This is a genomic window from Cryobacterium sp. Y50, assembly GCF_002929805.1.
Taxonomy (GTDB): domain Bacteria; phylum Actinomycetota; class Actinomycetes; order Actinomycetales; family Microbacteriaceae; genus Cryobacterium.
In genome coordinates this window covers 32,797-55,747 of sequence record NZ_PJJM01000074.1, presented here as the reverse complement: position 1 = coordinate 55,747, position 22,951 = coordinate 32,797, and the positions used below count along the sequence as shown (strand labels likewise).

The window sequence follows — 22,951 nt, the reverse complement described above, 5'->3', positions numbered from 1 at the left end:
TTCCGCACCTTTGGGGTACGTATAGATACATTACGGCCACCACCACCACCCGTCAAAACGCCCCCCACCCGGGCGTGTCGCACAGCCCGGTCTCGAGACCCGGCATCCGCTAATAGCGGTAGTGAGCTACTTTGTAGGGGCCTTCGGCGGGAACGCCGATATAGGCGGACTGCTCGGGGGTCAGTACGGTCAGCTCCACACCGAGGGCGTCGAGGTGCAGGCGCGCCACCTTCTCGTCGAGCAGTTTCGGCAGCACATACACACCGACCGGGTACTTCTCCGGTGAGACGTACAGTTCAATCTGCGCCAATACTTGGTTGGTGAACGAGTTGCTCATCACGAACGAGGGGTGTCCGGTGGCATTGCCGAGGTTCATCAGGCGTCCCTCCGACAACACGAGCACACTGCGCCCGCTCGGCAGACGCCATTCGTCGACCTGCGGCTTGATCTGAACCTTGACGGCGCCCGGCAATGACTCGAGCGAGGCCATGTCGATCTCGTTGTCGAAGTGACCGACGTTGGCGACAATGGCGAGGTGCTTCATGCGAAACATGTGGTCGACGCCGATGACGTTGAAGTTTCCGGTGCCGCTGACGAAGATATCGACCTGTTCGACGACGGAATCGAGGCGGGCGACCTGAAAACCGTCCATTGCGGCCTGCAGGGCGTTGATCGGGTCGATCTCGCTCACGATCACGCGGGCACCCTGGCCGCGCAATGCTTCGGCGGCGCCCTTGCCGACGTCACCATAACCGGCGACGAAGACGACCTTGCCGCCGATCAGCACGTCCGTGGCGCGGTTGAGACCGTCCGGCAGCGAGTGACGAATGCCGTACTTGTTGTCGAACTTGCTCTTGGTGACCGAGTCATTCACATTGATGGCCGGAAAGAGCAGTTCCTTGCTCGCGGCGAGCTCATAGAGACGATGCACGCCGGTGGTGGTTTCTTCGGTGACACCCATCAGATCGACGGCGACCAGGGTCCAGCGGTCGGTCGATTCGGCCAGAGACTGACGGAGGGCGGCGAGGATGACGCTGTACTCGTGGCTGTCACCGGCAGCATCCGCTGGTACGACGCCAGCTAATTCGAACTCACGCCCCTTGTGTACAAGCATCGTGGCGTCGCCGCCATCGTCGAGGATCATGTTCGGTCCGGTCCAGCTGGCTCCGGCGGCGGACGCTTCGGCGCTCCAGTCGAAGATCTGCGACGTGCACCACCAGTAGTCCTCGAGCGTTTCGCCCTTCCAAGCGAACACGGGAACACCGGCGGGGGCCTCCACTGTGCCGGCGGGGCCGACCGCGATCGCGGCGGCCGCGTCGTCTTGCGTCGAGAAAATGTTACAGCTGGCCCAGCGCACCTGAGCACCGAGCGCGACGAGGGTCTCGATCAACACGGCGGTCTGCACGGTCATATGCAGGGATCCGGCGATGCGGGCGCCGGCCAGCGGCTTGGATTCGCCGAATTCGCGGCGGAGGGCCATCAGCCCCGGCATCTCGTTCTCAGCCAGGCGCAGCTGGTGACGCCCAGCCTCGGCAAGCGACAAATCGGCAATCTTATAGGTGAATGTGGGGGGCGCGGTGGCCGAGGCGACAGTCATGCTGCTATCTTGCCATTTCCGTCTGAACGGCCCCAACAAAAAAACGACCGCACGCTGATATTCCCAGCCGGCCACAGAACGGATGCTGCCTGCTTTCGTCGGCAGGCGGCCAGTGGGCCGAGACGGCCGGTCGTCGGCGATGCCGAGGCGACCGAGTAGACGGGCAGGGCAGCGGGCCGGGTCAGCCGCGGGTTCGGCAGCGGGACGAAGCTTTCGGGCAAGTCGGGGCAGGCTAATTGGAAGGATCCGGTTCGTCGGCGACGAGACGGTGCCGCATCAGCTGCCAGCCCTGCGGAGCGGTCGTTCGCTCCGCATGCCGGGAACAGAGGTCGAAGCTGTGCGGTTCTTTGCGACTGGCGAGCGGGCCGAGTACGGCCAGGGAATCCCGATAGTCAAAGGTGAGCGTGGCCACCGATGGTTCGAGGCAGGCAACGCGGGAACACGGACGGAATGTCATTGCTGTCAAGGCTACCGGCGGCAGCGGCATTACCGGGCAGGCTCCAACGTTTATGTGGCCAGTCCGTTGAAGCGACTCTGGATAGCGATCGCCGCCGCGCTGCGCGCCCAGGACGTGAACCCGCTGCCGTCAACGATGAGCTGAACCTCGAAGGCCTCGGGGTCGCGACCGTTCGAAATTACTGCGGTAACTTGAGTTGCTCGGTTCGAGCCCCGTTAGGAACTCCATGTCAATGACACTCTGTTCCGGTCAAGACTCCACCACGCCAACGGCCGGTCTGGACACTAGTCGTCCAGCTCAAACACGCAGTGAAGTTCGAACAGAAGAGCGGTTTCCGGCAGCAGAATCAGCGGGTGCAAGCCGACCTGAGCCAGTGTGGCGCCGCTAACGATGATTCCGTCCAGCCCCGGCGCGGACTGGGCCTGAATCGTTCCAGCTTCCCCGGTGGGCTGCGCAACGCGCACGCGGTTGAGCGCATCGGCGTCGGGCTCGGAAATCAGAAACTTCGCCGGGTTGCTGCCGCCGGCCGTGCTGAGCCAGCCGATGCCTACCTGCGCCTCGAACGAGGGCATGTCGCCCTTCTCGACCAGGGAATACCACCAGTCGATGGCCCCCTGGAAGCGCGGGTCATCAAAGTTGTAGGTGTCACCCCAGAGACCGCTGGTCAGGGTGGATCAAGCCGGCAAGGTGATTCCGACGATGGTATTCAGCAGCCCGAGATCTTTCACCAAGCTGAAGCTGCGGAGCAGGATGAAGTTGCGGAGCAGGATGAAGTTGGAACCAGGATGAGAAGGCCCTGCACCATGAGCGCGATCAGAAGGATGCTGAAGACCTTGTCGTACCCCTTCCAGTTTCGCAGAACGAACGCGAAGGTGACCATGGCGAGGCTTTCCTTGCCGAAGAAGCCGACCCTGTCGAACCCGAAGTATTCCGGGCCGGCGTTGATGATGCCAAGGCACCTCTTCTACGCCGGCCGGAAGTCACGATCGCGCACCCAAAATTCAACGAATCGGCCACGCCGTGGCGACTAAGGTGATCCAGGTGCTCGAACTGGCCGGACAGCACGTGATCGTGTTCTGCGCGGCTTGCGCCGACGTGTTCTCCGCCATCGTCGACACGATCACCGGCACCTACGCGGCCCCCCGCCGACGGCCCGCTCGGCCCGTTCCGCTTTGATCGCGCCGAACCCATCCGTGCGGCCGGAATCTGAGCCGGGCGCGTGCTCGAGGGCCCGACCCGCGAGCCCAATCTGCCGGGTTTCATCGAAGCGGATGCCTGCCGCCGGTCGGTTTGCCGGGGTCAGCTCCGACCCGGTTCCGCTCGCTCTGACCTCGCGGGGAACGCCGCAGCCGCGCTAGATTTCGTGATGCTGCGCCGGACTGGTTTCGCGCCCGGTGCTGCTCACTGCGCACGGAACGCCGGGAAGGGTGGTGCGACCAGGTCGGGGCGGCATCCGTTCGGATCAGAAGTGGCCGCATCCGGCGGCCGGAGCGGCAGCGGCAGCGGCAGCGGCAGTGCCAGCGGCAGCGGCAGCGGCCGTAGGATGGCAGCATGGCCCGATCTCGACGTTCTGCAGCGCCCGAACCGACCGTACGCGGCCGCGGGCGGGACCGGCACGGCCGAGGAATTCGCAGCTCGGCGACCGGCCCGTTTCTGCCGCCGCTGCGCACCCGGATCGATCTGTTCGACATGACGGTCGCCTCCACGATCGAGTATCTGCGCGGCGTCTGGCCGGAAGAACTCGGCCACGCCGTGTTCGAGGTGGCGTCCGGACCGCGCTCGGTGATACCGGGCATCGGCGTGGAGCGCTGGATGGTCACGCCGGAAACAAATCGGGTGGTGTTCTACCGGCTGCCGATTCAGCGCCTGTCGCGCCTGGACGAAAACGATGAAATGCACCAGCGCATGATGATCGAGACCTGCGTCTTTCGCGGAGTCGCCGAACTGCTCGGCAAAGACCCGTGGGATCTCGCGCCGGATCGCTTCCGCCACTTCTAGGCCGCCGCCGCTTGGACCGCGGAAACCGTGCTGTGCGCGGGTCGGGCAACCACTGACCGAAACCGCCGTGCGATTCGTCGCGGCACGTGATTGAGATGCTGGCATGTGTTCAAACCAGTGGCAACTTCGAAAACGCGGGCCACGGGCGGGACGCGGCATCCGCTCGGCTGAGACGCGTCGATCGCTGGCCAGGACCGGGATCGAGGGGTGTTTGGCGCGCCAGTACTGTCTGGGCGTTTGCTGAATTGAGTAACAGAACGGTAACGGATTGGGACAATTCCAAACCATTTCGGGGGTGGAACCGAACACCAAGCAGACCCCAACATCACCTGCTCGATCGACAGAAAAGGATTCATCCCATGCGCACATTCACCAAGGCCACCATCGGTTTCGCCTCCGCCGGAATTCTTATCGCCGGCCTCGCTGGCTGCTCGGCTGAAGCCACCACTTCGTCCCCGGCGCCCGCCGCGAGCTCATCGAGCTCCTCGGACGCCACGCCGACACCGCTCGCCTCGATCCCCAGCCTGTCTGGTGTGGACACCGCAGTGCTGCTCGACGCCGACTTCGGTGCCGCCCTGACGAGCCTCGGCCTGAACGCCGGAACCGTGGGAACGGCCACGTTGGAAGAAGGCAGCCTGCACTTTCCGATCACCGGTGGAAACGTGGATTACTACGACCCGGCCGAAGATTACCGCCCCTACGTTCAAGGCTCCATCGAGCACGAGGGATCCGGCTTCTCGCTAACCGCCGGTGACATCGTCGTCGAGCTGACCAACTTCACCATCGACCCGGGCACCTCGGAGCTCTTCGGTGACGTCTCGGTCAACGGCGAGTCCGCTGCAAACCAGGAGCTGCTGTTCGACCTCTACGGTGGAACCCTGAAGCCGCTTGAGATGGACGGCGACAACGCCATCCTCGCCGGTACCACAGTGCACATCTCCTCGGTGGCCGCTGGCTTGCTGAACTCCACCTTTAGCACCGACGCCGTCACCGACCAGATGCTCGTGGGTATCGCGACCATCACCGCCGCCACGAAGTAGTTCTTCTTCACAGCTTTCGGCTGCACAGCACGAATCGGGGCTCGCCACATGGCGGGCCCCGATTGTTGCGTGTCCGAGTGCCCCTTGCGGCTCGCGGCACCGGGGCGGTCAGGCGGGGCGGAGTCGCCGCAGGGGATGCAGCATCCGCTTGACTGAGCCCGGGCCAGCGCGATGCAGGGAAATTACGACGATCACGATCACTGCGACCGCGATCGACGCTCGGGTGAGTGGAACGCTCGGCACCAGTAGCCTCAGCGTAAGCGCCATCGGCACGAGCAGCCATTCCCAGCGGCCACTGAGCGCCACGAACGGCAGCAGCAGCAGCGCATACCAGGGGTATCGGGGGCTGAGTACGAGCAGGGTTGTGCCGATCATTACGAGCTGGCCGACCCACGGCTGGTTCTGGTCGGTCTTGAGAATCACGACCACGGCGACAATGGCCAGAATCAGGCCGGCGACAATTACAGCGGATGCCCCCGGCGCGACCAGAGACACCAGCGCAAACCGCGACCCGTCCTGGTATCCCTCCTCGCTCAGGTAGCCGGGCAGGTAGCCGAGCACCCCGATACCGGTCGCCAGTACATAGGGAACATAAAGCAGCGCAAAACTCAGAACGGATGCCGTCACCAGGCGCCAGCCGCCGCGCCTAAGCAGCGCCGGCGCTGCGAGCACCGGGATGAGCTTGGTGCCGATCGCGATTCCGAGGGCAATGCCGCCGCGCCAAACCTTCTTCGAAGACATTAGGAAGACGGCCGCAACCACGAAGATGACGCCGAGCATATCCACGTGGGAGTTGGTGATGGCCTCGGTCGCGACCAGCGGACACCAGGCCCAGAGGGCGACGTTGCGTTGGTCGAGGCCGCGGCGGCGCATGCCGACCAGCAGCATGACCGTGGTGCCCAGACTGAGCAGCAGACCGGCGAGCTGCAGCGGCCAATAGGCCGGCTCCGGGCCGGTGAAGAAACGCACGCTGGCAAAGAAAATTTCGCTGGCCGGAGGGTAGATCGTGGGCACAGCGGTGCGATTCAGGGCGGAGCAGAGCAGGTCGCCGTCGGTCGTGCGGGCGGTGGCGATGCGTTCACCGACACATTTCTCCCCTCCGTCGGCCGCAGTCTGGGGCGCCGGGAACAGCCAGTCTGGTCTCAGGGAATCGAGGCGGGCATCCGCTGGAGTGAAGGCGTAGGGGCTGATTCCTGCGTTTTGCACGATGCCATCCCAGGCATAGCGCGCCGAATCGGTGCTCGTGTTGGGCGGGCCAACCATGGCTGCGCCGCCGATCAGAGCGGAGCCGGCCAGGATCAACGCGACCACGGCCTTGCCGCTGACACTGCGCAGCAGCCAGCAGGCCAGGCCGAACACTACCCAGAGCGCAGCCGTGACCAGAACGAGTTGCACCTCGTCTCGGTCGGCCTGGAACAGGTCGAGGGTTGTCGCGCTGAATGCGGTGACGGCAGCGCTGAGCACCAGCAGGACCGCGATGATCGTTATGCGCACCAGTCCATCCTCTCGTACCCACGCTCACCGGCGGCGCGCTCTGGCCGTGCGGCGTGAGAAACCTGCAGACTGTAAGACTCCCGGGTTACCGCTCGCCAACCCTCAAGGCCGACGGAGTAGACGAAGGCCGGGCAACCCGACAGCGGATGCCGCGCTTAGTCCCACCCTTCGGGTTCAGTGAGCAGGATCAGCGAATCGAGGCAACGGCCGACGAGTGTGCCAGTGGGTATACCGCTACCGAAGGCAATCAACTCGTCGATCACCTCCTCGAGGGGCCGCGCAGTGCAACAGGGACACCAGCCTTTTTTGTCAAAACTGGCGCGCATGGCTTCGATGGAGTCGCCGCACGACATTTAAACGAGGTCGGTCACGATCGCCGTCGGCGTGTGGCCATCTGAACACATTCCGGTGAAGGTGCATCCACAGTCGCACGGCCCGTTGGGGTTGCGTCGGCTGGCTGGGCAGGGGTCAATCATCCACACCAGTTCGCCGGCAATGCACGCGTGTGACTGGCCCGCGCTGGCCCGTCGTTTCGCCCTTCGTTGTTTGCCCGCCAGCATCGCCGTCGCGACTAAAACCTTCATCGTGCTTCTCCCTAGTCTCGGCACGAGTCTTTGTGAGTAGTTAACAATGACGCTCACGGCACCCACCGACATTGCGGTAGTTCCGACGCGCTCGATCAAGCGAGGCAGGCCTTGTGCACATCGTAAGGATTCAGCGGGGTCACGGCGAGCGTTCAGGTGGTGCAATAGAAGCATGCGGCGATTGATGTACGAGACCCAGCGAGCGCTGGCGACACCGGTGCGCAATCCGCGCATGGCGACGGTGATCGGGCGGTTGCTCGGTGCCGCCTTTTTGATCTGCTTCGGCACCGGCCTGTACAGCCATTTTCTGCAGGAACCGCTGGATTGGATGCGCTTTGCGACCCGGCCCGAGTTTCTGTACCAGATCACCCAGGGCACGCACATTATCGCCGGAATCGCTTGTTTTCCGCTGCTGCTGGCCAAGCTGTACATCGTTTTTCCCGATCTGTTCGCCTATCCCCCGGTGCGCGGCTTCGTGCACTTTCTTGAGCGGGCCTCGATCGCTCTGTTCGTGGGGGCCTCGCTCGTGCAGATTACGATCGGACTGCTCAACACGTTTCAGTGGTATCCGTGGCCATTTCCGTTTCGGCAGGTGCACTTTGCGCTTGGCTGGGTTCTGATCGGGCTGCTGGTCATTCACATCGCGGTCAAGCTGCCGCTAATTACGCGGTATTGGAGTAAGCCGTCGAGTGACGGTGCGGGTTCTGACTCGGGTTCTGACTCGGGCGCCGGCAATCATCTGGTCGACGCGGTGTCGGCCGACCGGGCGTCTAATGCGGAGGCGGTGCGCCTGTGGGGCACGACTCGGCAGGGGGGCCTCACCGGGCGGGTGCTCGACTACATCGATGCGACGCCGCGCCCGTCTTCGCGGGTCAGCCGGCGCGGATTTCTCACCACCGTCGGCGTCGCCACGACGGCCGTCGTGGCCTTGACCGCCGGACAGACCTTCACACCGCTGAACGCGGTCAACCTGTTCGCGCCGCGCAAGAAGGGCGTCGGCCAGCAGGGCGTTCCGGTGAATCGCACCAGCGAACAGGCGCAGGTGGCGGTTACCGCCCTCGCTTCAACGTGGACTCTTACCCTCGCGGTGGCCGGCACCGAACGCTCCTTCACGCGGGCCGAACTGGTCGCCCTGCCACAGACCGAGGTCCGGCTGCCGATCGCCTGCGTCGAGGGCTGGAGTCAGATGGCGACGTGGCGCGGTGTGCGGCTGCGCGACCTCGCCGACCTGATGAGCGCCGACCCGGAGACCTCGTTTCGTTTGATCAGCTTGGAAGAACGCGGCAGCTTCAGCAAAACCCAGATGGGCCGGGAATATGTGCGCGACTCGCTCACGCTCGTGGCCCTCGAGCTGAACGGCGAAACGCTCGACCTCGAGCATGGCTATCCGGCCCGCATGATCGCGCCGGGGCGGCCTGGGGTATTGCAGACCAAATGGCTGAGCCGAATCGAGGCGATCGAATTATGAGAGCGGATGCGCGCGGGTCACGTGGCGAGGCGGCCGGCGATGACATCGGTGTGAAGACCGGAGTGGGTGCCCAGAAAAGTTCCGCGACCACGTCAACCGAGAACGCTGGGACCGGCCTGTATCCGCCGCCAGCCGGGATCGCGCCGTCGACCAGCCGGCGGATGCGGAGCATCCGTTTGGTGCTGCTGGGGGCTGGCGTGTTGCTGCTGGCCTGGGGCGCGTTCGTGATGTTCGATTCGGTTCGGCTGACCCGGATTCCCGGAGTGGCCCTGTGGATTGCGGCGGCGATCGTGCTGCACGATGTTTTTTTGGCGCCGATCGTGTTTGCGTTCGGGATTGCTCTGCGGCGGGCCGGGCGACGGGTGACTGGCACGGTCATGGCGATCGTGCAGGGCGCAATTGTGGTCGGATCTATTGTGTCGCTCGTTGCGGTGCCGACGATCGTGGCGAAAAACTTTGCTCCGGCGAATCCGACCGTGCTGCCGCTGAATTATGGGCTCAACCTTGGGATTTTCTGGCTCGTGCTCGCTGTGCTGACGGTGGTCGTGTCGGCGTGGGCGATGCTGCGGGGGCGGCGCGCTGTGCCGCAGGAGAACTCCGTGCGGTGACCGTGTCGCACGCGGCCCGCGGTGTCAACGGGTCATCCACTCCGCGCTCAGACATTGGAGATCGACGGTGCACGGACAGACTCGTGACTTCCTTGATCCGGCCCACCTGACCGAAGCGGGGAAGATGAACGACTAAGCGCGAGCGAGGCGGGCGAAGGCGCGGCCACCTCGGGACCATTCGGCGACCGGAGTTAGACCTGCTTTTGCGGCCCGGCGACACAGGGCGTTGACTCCGAGTTCGGCCCAGGGAAAGGCGTCGCTCGTGTGTCCGGCGGCGTCGTGCAGGGTACCAACATAGGCGAGGTCGTGTTCGGGGTCGCGGTGCACCTCGACGACGAGCACGCCGTCGGGGGCGAGCAGCGCGGCGCAGCGTTCGAGGAGCGCGTCGGGGTCGCCGCCGATGCCGATATTGCCATCGACTAGGAGCAGGGTTGCCCAGGTTCCCGCGAGCGGAATGTGATCGAAGACGGAGCGGTGCAGCACGGCAAGTCCGGCGGCGAGGGCGATCCGCACGGCGGTCGGTGACACATCGACACCGAGTGCGTCGAGGCCTTCGTTCATCGCTGCCCGGATCATTCGGCCCGGTCCGCAGCCGATGTCGAGCACCGGTCCGGCGACGACTGCAAGTAGGGAACGGTCGGTCGCATCGGCTCCGGCGCTCCACCGTCCGGCGTGCATGGTGGAAACGCTGGCGGCAGTTTCCGGATCGGCGTCGTGGCGGCGGCCGTGCAGGTAGAGCACATTGTCGTCGCTCTGCAGGGCCTGGGCGTACGGTTCGGATCCGCCGGAACCGAAGGTAGTCGGGCGGCGAAACCGGTCGGTCGTCGTCTGGTCTGCGGCCGAACGGTCCGCTGCCGCATGCGCGACCAGCTGCCCGACGAACTCGGAAACGAATCGGTCAGCGCCGACCGCACCCTCGCTGACGGGCCATTTTCCCGGCTGATCCCAGAAGCGCGGGGAGACCAGGCTCACGAGCGTGTCCCGGTCAGCGTGAGCAGGTCGGCCGCCTGCAGTTCGGCAGTACGCAGGGCCGCCGCGTGCAGGTGCGGGGTGCAGACGTCGGCAGCTCGCCCATCCGCAGGGGGCTGATTCGTCGTGCGCTGTTCGGGGGCGCGTAGGTTCGCATTACCGGGTTGAGCGGACGTCCGCATCTCCTCGAAGGCACGCGCGAAACGCGTGTGGGGGGCGATCGCGGCGACGGTGTGGGCATCCCTTATGGTGTCGATGTCGGTGAGCGCGGGTAGCAGGCGCACCGTTAGGCCCGCTTGGTCGAGGCGTTGCAGCTGGTGTGCGCCGGTGTCGGAGCGGCTCATTGGGATGCCGCGGAGCAGCGCGCCGCTGGGTTTTTTCAGCGCGAGTGCCCAGAATCCGCCGTCGTTGGCGGGGCCGAACCAGGCATCCGTTTCATTCCAGTTTTGGAATACTGGTGCGAGTATCTCGGCGCTGATCTGCGGAGTGTCCATTCCGAGCAGCAGGGTGGGCTCGTCGAGGTGGTCAAAGATGGCGGCGAGGCGCTCGTCGAGTGCGCCGCTGGTTTGCGGCAGAATCTGCCAATCGGATGCCTCTGGCGGCGGGGTGACACCATCGAAGGCGAGAATGTGGCGTGTCGCGGGTAGCTGTACGGCGACCTTGAGGGTGTCGGCGAGGCTCGATGCGGCGAGAAGAGCGGCCTGCTCGAGCGAGAGCGGCGGGTGCAACCGGGTCTTGACCTTGCCGGGCAGGCATTCCTTGGCGATGACGACGATGGTGGTCATGAGCGGCCCCCGCTGCGGCTGGCGCGGGCAGCGCTGGTGACGCTGCTGGTTCGGTCGGCGCTGACACTGGCGTCGTTATCGTTCCGGATGGTGCTGGTCGCGCGGAGCAGGCCGGACATGTCGTGGATGGCGGTGAGGGTGCCGCGCACGGTCCCGGTTACCTTGCTGCGGCCAACCCGCGGCGCGTAGCCGGTGTCGACCTCGCGGATGCGCCAATTTGCCGCGGCAGCGCTGAGAAACATCTCGAGCGGATACCCGCTGCGGCGGTCGTGCAGATCGAGGGCGAGCAGGTGGTCGCGGCGGGCGGCCCGCATGGGGCCGAGGTCATGAATGTTCACACCTGTTATTCGGCGCAGTCGCCAAGAAAGATAGGTATTTGCTAACCGGGCATGCGGCGGCCAGGCATTTCGGGTGGTTGGGCGGCGTCGTCCGAGCACGAGATCGGCGTCGTCTTGAGCGATAGGGTCGACCACGAGTGGCAGGTCGCGCGGGTCCATTGATGCGTCGGCGTCGCAGAACGCGACGATCGGCGCGGTCGCGGCGAGGAGTCCGGCGTGGGCGGCGGCGCCGAACCCGCGACGGGTTTCATGCACGACGTGCGCGCCGAAGGCAAGGGCAAGGTCAGCCGAACCGTCCGTAGATCCGTTGTCGACCACGATCGCCCGGTAGCCGGCGGGCATCCGCTCGAGAATCCACGGAAGCGCCTGCGCTTCGTTCAGGCAGGGCAGCACGACGTCAACCCGAATACTCGTCATGGTTAGAGACTAAGCACGGCGTCTGAGCATTCGGGGCGAAAGAGCTTACGAACCGGGGAAGGATGCGCAGCAGCTCTACACCAGACAAATACCAGCCAAGCCGAACGGTCGACCGGGCCCACCCCACGGTCCGGGCCCCGGCCCCGAACGGTTGGTGGTGGTCCGAGCGGGGCCTCCGTTGACCGGGCGACCAGACCGGTCGCGCGGTACCGAGGTCGCGCGCCTAGTCTGAGGGGGTGCCCCCCTCCCAACATTTCGCGCCGCCGCAAGCCGATGCTCTGACCGGGCGCCGTGTGCTCGTCATCGAGGACGATCCGCTGGTGTGTGAGGTGGTCGGACAGTACCTGCGCTCCGCCGGATTCATCGTCGACGAAGCCGCCGACGGACTCGCCGGACTACGCCGAGCCGAGGCGGTACCGCCCGATCTGGTCGTGCTCGATCGAATGCTCCCGCTGCTCGACGGCATCGAAGTATGTCGGCGTATTCGGCAGAATTGGGGCGCCCTGCCGGTGATCATGCTCACCGCGCTCGGCGAGGAAGAGCACCGCATCGCCGGACTCGAGGCTGGCGCCGACGACTATCTGGTGAAACCGTTCTCGCCGCGGGAACTCGTGCTGCGGGTGCAGTCGGTGCTGCGGCGCAGCCGGTCTGAGTCGATCCCGGAGGGAATTCTCGAGGCCGGCGAGTTCACCCTCAACCTGGCCGCGCACCAAATTCGCCTGCGCGGGACCGCTCTCGTACTCACCGCACGCGAATTCGATTTGCTCGCCTACCTGATCTGGCGCCCGTCCAAGGTGCTGACCCGCGAGGAATTGCTGCGCTCGGTCTGGGGCTGGGAATTCGGTGACCTGTCCACGGTGACCGTGCACGTGCGGCGGCTGCGGGAGAAGATCGAAGCCGACCCGGCGCATCCGCTCGTGTTGAACACGGTCTGGGGGGTCGGCTACCGGTTCGACCCTGTGCCCCTGGGCGCGGGGGCTGCGGATGTCGCGGTGTCGGCGGAGGACGCCGGGACTTCGCGGGGCGCACAGAACACGGATGGTGCACAGAACGCCGGCGACACGACATGACAGCGTCGGTGTTCGCCGCGGTCGTCGGCATAGCACTCGGCTGCGCGCTGGTCGTGGGCGCACTCGGATTGCTCGCATTGCGGCTGCTGTCGCGCGGGTCGCTGGTAACCCAGATCGTCGTCGTCGCCTTCGCCACCGTCGCATCGGTGCTGAGCGGAACCGCAGCGGTCGCCTCGCTGATGTATCTGTCGACGCACGATCTGATTGTTTTCTGCGTGGTTGCAGCGGTAGCTGGCATCGTGTCACTCATGATGGCAGCGCTGCTCGGACGCTCGCTCGCACGCGACAACAGGTATTTTCGGGCCGCCGCCGCGAGCATCGGACGAGGCGAATCGGGTATATCCGCCGATGGGCATACGAGTACGGAGTTCGCAGCACTCGCCGGGGAACTGGCCGCAACCGCCGATCGGCTGGCTGAATCCCGCGAACGGGAGGGGCGCATCGAGGCCTCCCGACGCGAAATCATAGCCTGGATCTCCCACGATCTACGCACCCCGCTCGCCGGAATCCGGGCCATGGCCGAGGCGCTGGAAGACGGCATGGCGCCAGACCCCGAGCGGTACCACGTGCAGATACGCGGGCAGGTCGACCGCCTCAGCGGCATGGTCGACGACCTGTTTGAACTGTCGAAAATTCATTCGGGAGCGCTGCAGCTGTCGCTCGAACGGATATCCCTGTATGACCTGATCAGCGACACGGTTGCCGACTTGGCGCCGGTTGCCCTCGCGAAGTCGCTCGACCTGCGCTTCGAGGGCGAGCGCGGTCTGATACTGCAAGCGGATGCCCGCAAGCTCGCCCGCGCGGTTGGCAACCTCGTGATGAACGCCATCCAGCATTCGCCGGCCGACAGCGCAATCGTGGTCTCCGCGACCCAGCACGTTGACGGGCGGGCGATCATCTCGATCGTCGATGCGGCCGGAGGTATCCCCGAACCAGACCTCGGCCGGGTGTTCGAGGCCGGATGGCGGGCGAGCGAGCCGCGCACGGTGTCCGCTTGGGGAACCGGCGGTCAAAGCGGTGGGGCCGGGCTCGGACTCGCGATCGTTCGGGGCATCGCTGAGGCCCATCACGGGCAGGTGACGGTGACCAATGTTGAAGGCGGGTGCCGGTTTGATTTGCTGCTGCCGCAGCATCCGCTTGGCTGACCGGTGGTCGGGGTTGGTTCGGACGGCTCGTCACGGGCAGTGTCGGCGGCTAATTCAGGAAATTTACCTGCGGCCAGCTCGTTCGGCCCCGAAAACAAGGCGTGTCCGTATCAGCCGCACCCGATTTCCTGAATTCGCCCCCAGAAGACGAAGCGGGCCGGTATCAGGGGCGCACTGCGGCGCGTAGCGGGGCGGTGGCGAACTCGCGCATTCCGTCGTCGAAAGAGATTTGCGCCGACCAGCCGAGTTCTTGTCGCAAGCGCTCGGACGACGCCGTGATGTGCCGCACGTCGCCGAGCCGATACTCGCCGGTCACGATGGGCGCTGGGCCGCCCGCCGCCGCGGCAAGGGCGGTCGCCATGTCACCGATGGTGTGAACGATTCCGCTGCCGACGTTGAACGCACGAAATATTCCGGAATCAGAATTTATCGAGCAGGTGGACGCGATTTCAGCAGATGCGGAGTCCGCAGGCACTGGGCCAAGGCCGGCAGCCCGCGGTGTGTAATCAAGCCCGGTGAAGTCGAGCGCGGCGACGTTGGCAGCGGCGACGTCCCGTACGTGTACGAAGTCGCGGCGCTGCCGGCCGTCTTCGTACACGCGGGGAGCTTCGCCGCGCTCGAGTGCTGAGCGAAACAATGAGGCGACTCCGGCATAGGGCGTGTTCTGCGGCATGCCCGGACCGTAGACGTTGTGGTAGCGCAAGGCCGCGACGCGTGCGCCGGTCGAGCGGGCCCACGCGGTCGCGAGGTATTCCTGGCCGAGTTTGCTGCTCGCGTAGACGTTGCGCGGGTCCAGCGGATCGGATTCGCTGACCAGAACGGGCTCGAGCGGCTCCCCGGTGCCCGGGTCGAGGGGATCGAAACGTCCGGCATCGAGGTCGCTGGCGAGGCGAGGGCCGGGCCGGGTGAAGCCGTTTGGGCCTCGGTAGCTGCCCTCGCCGTAGACGACCATGGACGATGCCAACACCAGACGACGGATGCCCCGCGCGGCCATCGCAGCCAGCAGCACGGCCGTCCCGACCTCGTTGCTGTGCACGTAATCGGGGGCGTCGGCGAAGTCCACGCCGAGGCCGACCTTGGCGGCCTGGTGACAGACCACGTCGATGTCGGTAAGGGCGCCGGCTACGATCGCGGGGTCGGTCACGTCCCCATGCACGAACTCGACCCGTGGGTCCAGCCCCGCCGGCCTCATGTTCCGGGCCCTGGCCAAGAAACCGGGCCCACGTTCCATCATGGGCCCACGTTCCGGGCCCGGGCCCGGAACGGTTTGCACCTCGGCCGCGGGGCTGTGAACGTCGGTGCGCAGTGAGTCCAGTACGCGCACCTCGTAGCCGCGGGCGAGGGCAGCGTCAACAATTGCGGAACCGATGAATCCGGCGCCGCCCGTGATCAGCAAGCGGACGCCGCTCATGCGAGGCCTGGGTAACTGGCACCAGTAGGTCCATTAGTTGGCCAGGGCGCATCGGGGAGCATGCGACGAGCCTCAGGCCGACCGGCCGTCACGTGAGATCCTCGGCCGGGCAGCACGGCACGGCAGTGCTGGAATCACCGCGCACGACATCCGACAGCGCGGCCCGCGCTAGAACGGCTTCGACCTGGGCCGGGTCGATGACCTCGCGCGGGGCGAAGTTGGTCGGTAAGGCGCGAAGTATCGCGTCGATCGCCGCCAGAATGCGCGGCTGGGCCTCGCCGAGGCGACGGAACACGACCGACGCCGTGACGGCATCCGTTTCGCTGGTCGAGGTAGGGCCGAACGTCGCGGGAAGACCGGAAGCGCCCACGCCGGGCCTGGGCAAGCCAGAAGAGGCAGAGCCGTGAGTATCGACCACGGGACCAGCCGCGCTGTCCGCGACGGCGGAAGGCGTCGGCGCGAGTCCCGCATCGGCGTCCGTCACGAAGGAGAGGTTGACCGTGCCCATGTTGAGCTCACCGGCCAGCACGATTTCAGGATACGCGGTCATATTGACAATGTGCGCGCCGATCGAACGGAACCAGACCGACTCCGCCCGGGTGGAAAACCGCGGACCTTGAATGACGACCACCGTGCCGGTAGCAGCGAAGTTCTCGCCAAGATCCTCGAGCGCGCGCAGAGCATACGCTCGCAGCTGAGGGTCGAACGGGTCTGCGGCGGAGAGGTGCTGCACCGATTCCCGGTCGTAAAAAGTATCGGGGCGGCCGGACGTGCGGTCGATGAACTGGTCAGTGACGACGAGTAGCCCCGGCGGGTACTCTGGCGTGACCCCGCCCACCGCCGAGGACGAGATGATCGCGCGCACGCCGATCGAGGAGAGGGCCCAGAGATTGGCCCGATAGTTGATCAAGTGCGGCGCTACGCTGTGGCCGCTGCCGTGCCGTGGCAGAAATGCGACACGGCGACCGGCGCGCAGGCCGATCGTGACCGACACCGACCCGTACGGTGTCGGAACCCGATGCGTCACCGCAGTTGCGGGGTCGACGAGTTCGTAAAGTCCGGATCCGCCGATCACGGCGACGTCCGCGCGGGCGATCGGGTCAAGCACAGGGTCAAGCACAGAGTCAAGCGTCACTAGCGGCTCCCAGCGGGTTACGAGTCGAGTGTTCAGTCTGCCATCGAAAGCTGCGTACCCACGAAAGACCGCCGCACCAGAACGGATGCCCCGCGCCGGACGACCGGACCCGGGCCCGGGCCGAAAAAGCCGAAGAGCGCGCGCCGGGCAACGCCCGGTGTTAGGAAACCGGGCCGCTCCGCCGGCCCGGTTTATAAACTGAACCCACGTTCCGGGCGAGAGTCCCAAAAGCAAACAGAGACCTCCGAAGACTCCCGAAGACCCCGGAACGACAAACAGCTAGTGCGTGTAGACACGGATCGACGACGCGAGCGGTCCAGGCGGGTTCACTGTGAATGACGACAGCAAGCCCTCGCCGGAGTAGTCCACGAGCGCCCACACCGACTCCCCGCCGCTCACCAGATAGCGAGCCCCACTCACTAGCGGAACTGTCGCGCTCGCCCCGGCGTCGACCTGTAGCTCAACGGGAGAGCCGCGATCGGGCGTGAGGGTGAGCGCAGCATTCGCTCCCCCGCCGTTGACGAGGTGCAGGGTCGGTGCTGGCCCCTCGGCGACGGCTACCGTGAACGAACCCTCGAGTGGTGCCGAGGCCGCGAACCAAGCGAAGTCCCGGCCGTCAGCGCCCGCGCTGGAAGTGCGGGCAGCCGCGACGATCGGCTGGTCGGAGCGTAATTTCACCGAAAAACTACCCACGGTCAATGGTGACAGCGGAACCTCGGTCGCCACGCCGGGCTCAATCTTAACCTGGGTCGAGGTGCCGTCGGCAGCCCCGTCGGCACTGGTGACGCCGATCTGCACGGTCGCCGGCTCGGTGCCGGGCACAAACACCCGAATTGATGGGGTGTCGGCGTTGAACCCCTCGCCGGTGGTGACGGTGTCCGCGGCAACGGCCGACGTGACACGCACCCCGGCGATGGTCTGGTTGGGTGCCGGTGTGGCGGTGGCGCCGATGATCTCGACTCCGCCGGGTTCAATCCCCCGGATGCTGCTCTGCTCCAGTGCTGCCGCTACCTGCCCGCCACGCGACGAAACACGCACGACCGGGGATTTCAGGTTCGGGGCGAGACCGGCCAGAGAAATGACACGCTGCTCGCCGGGCTGCACCAGGATGCCGGAGGCGCCGGGCGCGTCGACGAGCCCACTCTCACCGTGAACGGTGACGTCGACGGTCGCCAGCACGGTCGTCGGGTTACTGAGCAGCAGCAGGCTACTGCCGCCGATATCGGTGGATCCTCCGACGATCCAGCTCTCGCTGGCCGCTTCGGTGCAGGCCGCGACAGCGAGCCCGCCCAGGGTGTCGGTGCTGACGACCTGCGACTGACTGCCGGTGACGAGCGGCGGCACGGTGACGCCGTCCTGCACGGGAACAGTCAGCAGCAGCGGTTGCTGCCGACTGTTGGAGTCGTCGACCGCACTGATCTCGGTAACCTCGGGGCGAATCTGGTCGAACTCGCTTTCGTCGGCTTCGATAGCGCCATACACGGCCGCTGCCGACCCGACACTCGACGCCGACTGAGCCTGCGTCGAATCCTCGGCGAGGGTCAGCAGCGGGCCAGGGCAGACCCGTTGCTGCTCGCTCGGCAGCGGCGCGATCTCGCTCAACTGCGGTTCGTTCTCAATGGTCGGCAGCGTCACGAGGATCGAGGCCGCGCCGACAGCGACGACGACGGCGATGCCGACGAGACCGAGCACGCCGCGGCCGGCCCGACTGCCAATGCGGGCGAGTGTGCTTCTAGCGGGCATGATCGTTCTCCACAGCGTCTTCCGTCGACGATTCCAGCCCGGTACCGACGCCGGTTTCCCGGTCCATGGCCAGGTCGGCCTCTAAATCGGTACCGCGCGGCGGTTCCCGATCGGCGTCCAGATCGGCAGCGGCAACGTTCTTGCCCCGGCGCGTGCGTTTCGGTTTCTGCCTGGCGTTGGCCTTGGCCGCGCGGCGAATCGCATCGCGGTTGGCCTGGCGCACGGCTTCGCGGCCCGCGCCGATCGGCAGCGACAGCAGCACGGCGCTGCCCACCACGGCGACGGCGATCAGCAGGGTGATCAGGCCGAAGACGCCGCCAGCACGAGCCGGCGCTGGAACGCCGCCGCCAGCATCCGTTTCGCCGAACTGCCACAGTCGCCCGAATTCGGTGTCGCCCACTGGGGCCAGCGCGGCATTTCCGTCCAGGGCGGTTTCGGTGCGCAGCGGGGTGTCACCGGCGAGAACATCAGCGTCGGCCGGCTGTAAGACAATGAAGCGGATGCCGAATTCGGCCAGACCTGCGCTGGTGTCGAGCCCGCTGCGTGAGGCCAGGTTGCCGGCGAGCTCGGCGAGTGCTTTCTCGCGGACACTCAGCCTTTGGTCGGTGCTGTCCAGGGTGGATTGCTGGTTCAGCGTGGCGCCGACACCGCGTTCGATCGTGGCAAGCAGGCCGCCATCGGCCTGCGGAACGAGCTTCAGGGTGCCGACCCGGTCATCGATCTGCGCTTCGGCGGCAACGAAGGCCGGCTGGGTCCGCCCGGTTCCCTCGCGCACGGCGGCGGTGCCGAGGTGCAGTGACGCCAGAAGGGGCAGCACCACGACGACCAGGGCGAGGGCGGCGACGACTCCGGGCGCCGCTGCGAACCGGCGCAGGGCGCGCAGGCCGATCAGGACGGCGCCGACTAGGCCGAGCCAGTACAGGCTGAGCCCGGCGCCCGACCAGACGCGTACCGGTTCGGCACCGATGGCGGCCAGAACGAGCTGGTTGGCGGCGAGGGCTGTGGTGAATCCGAGCAGGGCGACCAGCCAGGCGCCGCCCGCGAGCCGGGCGCCCGGCAGCAGCAGCGCCAACAGGGCGAGCACGGCGATGGGTGCGAGCAGGATGGGCACGAGCAGCTGGGGGTCGAGACCGGGCACCCCGAACTGATCGAGGACGTCAGCCCAGCCGCTGCCTCCGGGCAGCCCGAGCAGCAGTTGCAGGGTCGGTGTGTGAGCGCTCGACACGGGCAGGCCCGGGTCTGCGACGAGGTTCAGCCAGGTGCCACGCAGGCCTTGGTCGGCAATGAGCGGAAGCGCGAGCGCCAACGCCGGCAGCGGAATGCCAATGAAACGCATCACGCGACGACCGGCGATGGCCACGCTGAGCAGCCAGACCACGAGCAGCGCCGGGGCGAGAGAGGGCGCACAGGCCACGACCGCCGCGAACAGCAGTGCAGCCGAGGCGGAAGACGACCAGGTACGCGCGGCCGCGAACCAGTTGAAAAACAGCCACGGCAGCAGCAGATGCACGAGGATGGCGGCCGGGCGGGCATCGGCAAGGGCGACCAGAAAGCTCGGGGCCAGCACCCACAGGGTGGCGGCCAGGGCGCGCAGGCTGCCCCGGTCGGTCAGGCGGGTCGCAGCCATCCAGGCGCCGACCGCAGCGAGTGGAAAGGCGAGCGCATAGACCAGCACGAAGGCAAAGGACGGCGACCAGAACGCGATGGAGCCGAGCACGGCCAGCACAGCGGCAAACGGGTCGGCGGCGCCGACAAAACCGAGTCCGAGGTCGCGCCAGCCGTAGCCGACGCTTGCCCACAGTTCAGGCAGGCTTGGCGACAGCGGCAGCAGCCCGCCCCCGATGAGAGTGTCGGCACCAAGCAGCGGCACCATCATCACGATGCCGACAACCGCGGCGGCGAGCATGGTCCAGGCTCCGCCGCCGGAGAAGAACCGAATTTCGGCGCGTTCGCCGTGCAGGCCGAACAAGCTCGCCTCCCGTTTGAGCGAGTGCCGCCGCCGAACTTCGACCGAGGGAACGCGCAGGGTGGAGATGGCATCCCAGCCGAGAGTGCGGGTCTTGGCAAAGGTGTGGCGGGCGCTTCTCACCCGCATGCCGTTGAAAGCGGCGCCGAACGCAGCCGAGAATTCGCCTACGATCGCGCCGGGCTCCTTGCGCAGCAGCTGCCCGATCGAGCGGATGAAGGCGAGCGGCAGCAGGGTCAGCCAGTGCAGGGCGAGCACTCCGGCTGGCGCGTAGACCAGGCGGCGGTGCAGCTGCGCCGAACGTTCGGCCCGCACCCGGCGGCGGCGCAGGCGCCCCCGGGATGACTGGTTAGGTCCGGCCACGCCGTCGCCGGCCGAGGCTACCCGGGCGGCCGGAACAACCGACACGCGATACCCGGCGAGGCGCACCCGCACGCAGAAGTCGAGGGAGTCGTCGACGACCGTAAGGGCTGGGTCGAAACCACCCAGCTGTTCCCACACTTGGTGGCGCACGAGCATTCCACCGGCGCTGACGGCGAGGACATCGCTCAGCCCATCGTGCTGGCCCTGATCGAGTTCACTCTCCACCAGGGTGACGGTCGCGCCAAACGGCGTCATCGACTCGCCGAAGTTGTGAATGTACTCGCTGGCGATCCACTCCATGATCTTGGGACCGGCCACCGCAACGGACTGCGCAATCTCGAGCGCATCGACCAAGACTTCGAGCGCGGTCGGGTCTGGGGCGCTGTCTTGGGCGAGCAGCCAGAGCAGCTCCCGGTCGTGCGTGGGCGGCGTGGTCACGCGCACGGCGGCGGCAATCGCCTGCCCGAAGTTCAGGTCAGCATCGGCGGCAATAAACTGTGTCGGCCCAAAATCGGCCAGCATCTTGGCCGTCTTATCGCTCGATCCGCAGTCCACCATGATCACAATGTCGGGTTTGCGGGTTTGCAACGACAGCGCCTTGAGAGTTCGCTCAAGGTGTTTCGCGCCGTTTCGGGCGACAAGGATGGCGGTGACTCTCGGTTGCATAACAGCACCAGCCTAGGTCGGGATCGGTCGCTGCACCTCAAGCGAGAGGGCGCGCCTCAAATATTGGCAGGGCAATAGCGAAGCGCAGCCGCAACATGGCCCGCTGCCGACCACGTCAGCCCGGCGCAAGGGCTGAGGGGACTGCACCCGGGCCGAGCCGGCTGGCAGCATCCGCTTAAAACTGCGCGAATTAGGTTAGGCGCGCTTGCGCAGTTTGCGACGTTCGCGCTCGGACAGCCCGCCCCAGATGCCGAACCGCTCATCATTGCTGAGCGCGTACTCGAGGCATTCGCTGCGCACCTCGCAGCCGGAGCAAATCTTCTTGGCGTCGCGGGTGGAACCGCCTTTTTCGGGGAAGAATGCCTCGGGGTCGGTCTGCGCGCAGAGGGAATCGGCCTGCCAGGCCAGCAGGTTCTCGTCGCCGTGGTCTTGTCGTACTCCCGGAACACCGAGGGTGACGGGGTCAACGAACCAGTCCTCTGGTACTCCGGAACGATAGTCAGGTAATGCCATATCGTCTCCCAGCGCTCGATCCGCACCAACTGGTGCCGCACCTAATTACACCCGTGTAATTCGATCGCGTCAAGTCGCAAATCGTAAACCCTCAATACGGGCTAGAGAGTTGCGACGCGCCAACGGCGACAAAATTCGGCTACTCGGGGGTACCTGAACGTTGCGAACACAGTACGATCGGCGCCCTCGGCGGCGTGTCGACCCTCAATGCACGGCAGCGCGGGAAGAGTCCCAGGCGCTCTGCACCATCTGCTCGAGCGTGTGGCGCATGTTCCAGCGCAGATCACGGGCCGCGAGCGCACCGGACGCGACGATGCGATCGGGGTCACCCACGCGGCGCGGTCCGATTTCCGGGCTGAAGTCGATGCCGGTGACCCGGCGCACGGTCGCCATGATCTCGCCGACCGAGACGCCGTCGCCACTGCCGAGGTTGTAGACCGGCTCGATCGCCTCCTTGGCGTCGAGCCGGCCGGCGGCGGCGACGTGCGAGAGGGCCAGATCAGCGACGTGGATGTAGTCCCGTACGCAGGTGCCGTCCGGCGTGGCATAGTCATCGCCGTTGATGCGCGGGGTGCGACCATCGAGCAGAGCGGCAAAGACCAGGGGAAAGAGGTTGTGCGGGCTGGTATCGCTCAGGCTGAGTTCGCCCGAGCCGACGACGTTGAAGTAGCGCAGCGAGGTGTGCCGCAGGCCGGTCGCGACACCCTGGTCGCGCAGCAGCCATTCGCCGATCAGTTTGGATTCGCCGTAGGGCGATTCCGGGCTTTTCGCGGTACTTTCGGTGACGAGGTCGGTGTGCGGCGTGCCGTAGACCGCAGCGCTCGAGGAGAACACGATGCGGTCGATCGCCGCCGCGTCCATGGCGGCGAGGAGCGTGGCCGTCGCGGTGACGTTTTGTTCGTAGGTGTGCAGGGGGCGTTGCACCGAAACGCCGGCGTACTTGAATCCGGCGACGTGCACGACGCCGTGCACGTCATGCTCGCGAAAGGTGTGCACGAGCAGGTCGCCGTCAAGCACGCTGCCGCGTACGAAGGGCACTGTGGCTGGCACGAAAGATTCGTGGCCACTCGAGAGGTCGTCGAGCACGACCACGTCGAGCCCTTCAGCCTGAAAAGCGCGCACCACATGGGCTCCGATATAGCCCGCTCCGCCAGTTACCAACCACGTCATACTGCCCCGCTCGT

The 22,951-nt window shown here is 66.2% G+C and carries 20 protein-coding genes; 7 read left to right on the top strand and 13 right to left on the bottom strand.

Features of this window, described 5'->3' with window-relative positions:
* Nucleotides 1–109: 109 nt before the first annotated feature.
* The 3 genes from ahcY to CXY73_RS04810 form a co-directional block, all read right to left on the bottom strand.
* Nucleotides 110–1,597, bottom strand: a complete 1,488-nt coding sequence (gene ahcY / locus CXY73_RS04820; RefSeq protein WP_104135664.1) for an adenosylhomocysteinase — start codon at nt 1,595–1,597, stop codon at nt 110–112.
* A gap of 232 nt (nt 1,598–1,829) precedes the next feature.
* Complete coding sequence (locus CXY73_RS04815; RefSeq protein ID WP_104135676.1) at nt 1,830–2,054, bottom strand: DUF3499 family protein; 225 nt, start codon at nt 2,052–2,054, stop codon at nt 1,830–1,832.
* Nucleotides 2,055–2,338: 284 nt separating this feature from the next.
* Nucleotides 2,339–2,626, bottom strand: a complete 288-nt coding sequence (locus CXY73_RS04810; RefSeq protein ID WP_104135663.1) for a hypothetical protein — start codon at nt 2,624–2,626, stop codon at nt 2,339–2,341.
* 448 nt (nt 2,627–3,074) lie between these two features.
* Between CXY73_RS04810 and CXY73_RS21845 the strand changes: the two genes are divergently transcribed.
* From CXY73_RS21845 to CXY73_RS04790, 3 genes are all read left to right on the top strand, one after another.
* Nucleotides 3,075–3,230, top strand: coding sequence for a hypothetical protein (locus CXY73_RS21845; RefSeq protein WP_158253063.1), 156 nt, complete (start codon nt 3,075–3,077; stop codon nt 3,228–3,230).
* A 375-nt stretch (nt 3,231–3,605) separates the two neighbouring features.
* Nucleotides 3,606–4,052, top strand: coding sequence for a metallopeptidase family protein (locus tag CXY73_RS04795; protein ID WP_104135661.1), 447 nt, complete (start codon nt 3,606–3,608; stop codon nt 4,050–4,052).
* Nucleotides 4,053–4,411: 359 nt separating this feature from the next.
* Complete coding sequence (locus CXY73_RS04790; protein WP_104177002.1) at nt 4,412–5,092, top strand: hypothetical protein; 681 nt, start codon at nt 4,412–4,414, stop codon at nt 5,090–5,092.
* A gap of 108 nt (nt 5,093–5,200) precedes the next feature.
* Here the strand turns inward: CXY73_RS04790 and CXY73_RS04785 are convergent, their stop codons facing one another.
* Nucleotides 5,201–6,586: a glycosyltransferase family 87 protein gene (locus CXY73_RS04785; RefSeq protein ID WP_104177001.1), complete on the bottom strand. Its 1,386-nt coding sequence runs from the start codon at nt 6,584–6,586 to the stop codon at nt 5,201–5,203.
* 756 nt (nt 6,587–7,342) lie between these two features.
* On the opposite strand from CXY73_RS04785, the gene CXY73_RS04780 reads away from it, so the two are divergent.
* Together CXY73_RS04780 and CXY73_RS04775 are read left to right on the top strand one after the other, a co-directional pair.
* Nucleotides 7,343–8,638, top strand: coding sequence for a molybdopterin-dependent oxidoreductase (locus tag CXY73_RS04780; RefSeq protein ID WP_104135658.1), 1,296 nt, complete (start codon nt 7,343–7,345; stop codon nt 8,636–8,638).
* Nucleotides 8,635–9,246, top strand: coding sequence for a hypothetical protein (locus CXY73_RS04775; RefSeq protein WP_104135657.1), 612 nt, complete (start codon nt 8,635–8,637; stop codon nt 9,244–9,246). The genes CXY73_RS04780 and CXY73_RS04775 overlap by 4 nt, the downstream gene beginning before the upstream one ends.
* 132 nt (nt 9,247–9,378) lie before the next feature.
* Here the strand turns inward: CXY73_RS04775 and CXY73_RS04770 are convergent, their stop codons facing one another.
* The 3 genes from CXY73_RS04770 to CXY73_RS04760 are packed head-to-tail and all read right to left on the bottom strand — an operon-like array spanning nt 9,379 to nt 11,755.
* On the bottom strand, nt 9,379–10,218 hold the full coding sequence (locus CXY73_RS04770; protein ID WP_233198141.1) for a bifunctional 2-polyprenyl-6-hydroxyphenol methylase/3-demethylubiquinol 3-O-methyltransferase UbiG: 840 nt from the start codon (nt 10,216–10,218) through the stop codon (nt 9,379–9,381).
* Nucleotides 10,215–11,000, bottom strand: coding sequence for a DUF2064 domain-containing protein (locus tag CXY73_RS04765; RefSeq protein WP_104135656.1), 786 nt, complete (start codon nt 10,998–11,000; stop codon nt 10,215–10,217). The genes CXY73_RS04770 and CXY73_RS04765 overlap by 4 nt, the downstream gene beginning before the upstream one ends.
* Entirely contained in the window at nt 10,997–11,755 is a 759-nt protein-coding gene (locus CXY73_RS04760) for a glycosyltransferase family 2 protein (RefSeq protein ID WP_104135655.1), read from the bottom strand. Before CXY73_RS04760 ends, CXY73_RS04765 begins: the two co-directional genes overlap by 4 nt.
* A 236-nt stretch (nt 11,756–11,991) precedes the next feature.
* On the opposite strand from CXY73_RS04760, the gene CXY73_RS04755 reads away from it, so the two are divergent.
* Both CXY73_RS04755 and CXY73_RS04750 read left to right on the top strand, forming a co-directional pair.
* Entirely contained in the window at nt 11,992–12,825 is an 834-nt protein-coding gene (locus CXY73_RS04755) for a response regulator transcription factor (RefSeq protein ID WP_199184283.1), read from the top strand.
* Nucleotides 12,822–13,970, top strand: coding sequence for a sensor histidine kinase KdpD (locus CXY73_RS04750; RefSeq protein ID WP_104135653.1), 1,149 nt, complete (start codon nt 12,822–12,824; stop codon nt 13,968–13,970). Before CXY73_RS04755 ends, CXY73_RS04750 begins: the two co-directional genes overlap by 4 nt.
* A gap of 163 nt (nt 13,971–14,133) precedes the next feature.
* Here CXY73_RS04750 and CXY73_RS04745 read toward each other — a convergent pair whose 3' ends face one another.
* The 6 genes from CXY73_RS04745 to galE form a co-directional block, all read right to left on the bottom strand.
* The gene (locus CXY73_RS04745) at nt 14,134–15,381 is read right to left on the bottom strand and encodes an NAD(P)-dependent oxidoreductase (protein WP_104177000.1); all 1,248 of its coding nucleotides are present in this window, start codon (nt 15,379–15,381) and stop codon (nt 14,134–14,136) included.
* A gap of 88 nt (nt 15,382–15,469) precedes the next feature.
* On the bottom strand, nt 15,470–16,516 hold the full coding sequence (locus tag CXY73_RS04740) for an MTAP family purine nucleoside phosphorylase (RefSeq protein ID WP_233198140.1): 1,047 nt from the start codon (nt 16,514–16,516) through the stop codon (nt 15,470–15,472).
* A 279-nt stretch (nt 16,517–16,795) separates the two neighbouring features.
* Nucleotides 16,796–18,259: a DUF5719 family protein gene (locus CXY73_RS04735; RefSeq protein WP_104176999.1), complete on the bottom strand. Its 1,464-nt coding sequence runs from the start codon at nt 18,257–18,259 to the stop codon at nt 16,796–16,798.
* Entirely contained in the window at nt 18,249–21,254 is a 3,006-nt protein-coding gene (locus CXY73_RS04730) for a glycosyltransferase family 2 protein (RefSeq protein ID WP_104176998.1), read from the bottom strand. Before CXY73_RS04730 ends, CXY73_RS04735 begins: the two co-directional genes overlap by 11 nt.
* A 195-nt stretch (nt 21,255–21,449) precedes the next feature.
* Entirely contained in the window at nt 21,450–21,767 is a 318-nt protein-coding gene (locus CXY73_RS04725; RefSeq protein ID WP_104132008.1) for a WhiB family transcriptional regulator, read from the bottom strand.
* A 204-nt stretch (nt 21,768–21,971) separates the two neighbouring features.
* Complete coding sequence (gene galE, locus CXY73_RS04720) at nt 21,972–22,937, bottom strand: UDP-glucose 4-epimerase GalE (RefSeq protein ID WP_104176997.1); 966 nt, start codon at nt 22,935–22,937, stop codon at nt 21,972–21,974.
* Between the last annotated feature and the right edge of the window lie 14 nt (nt 22,938–22,951).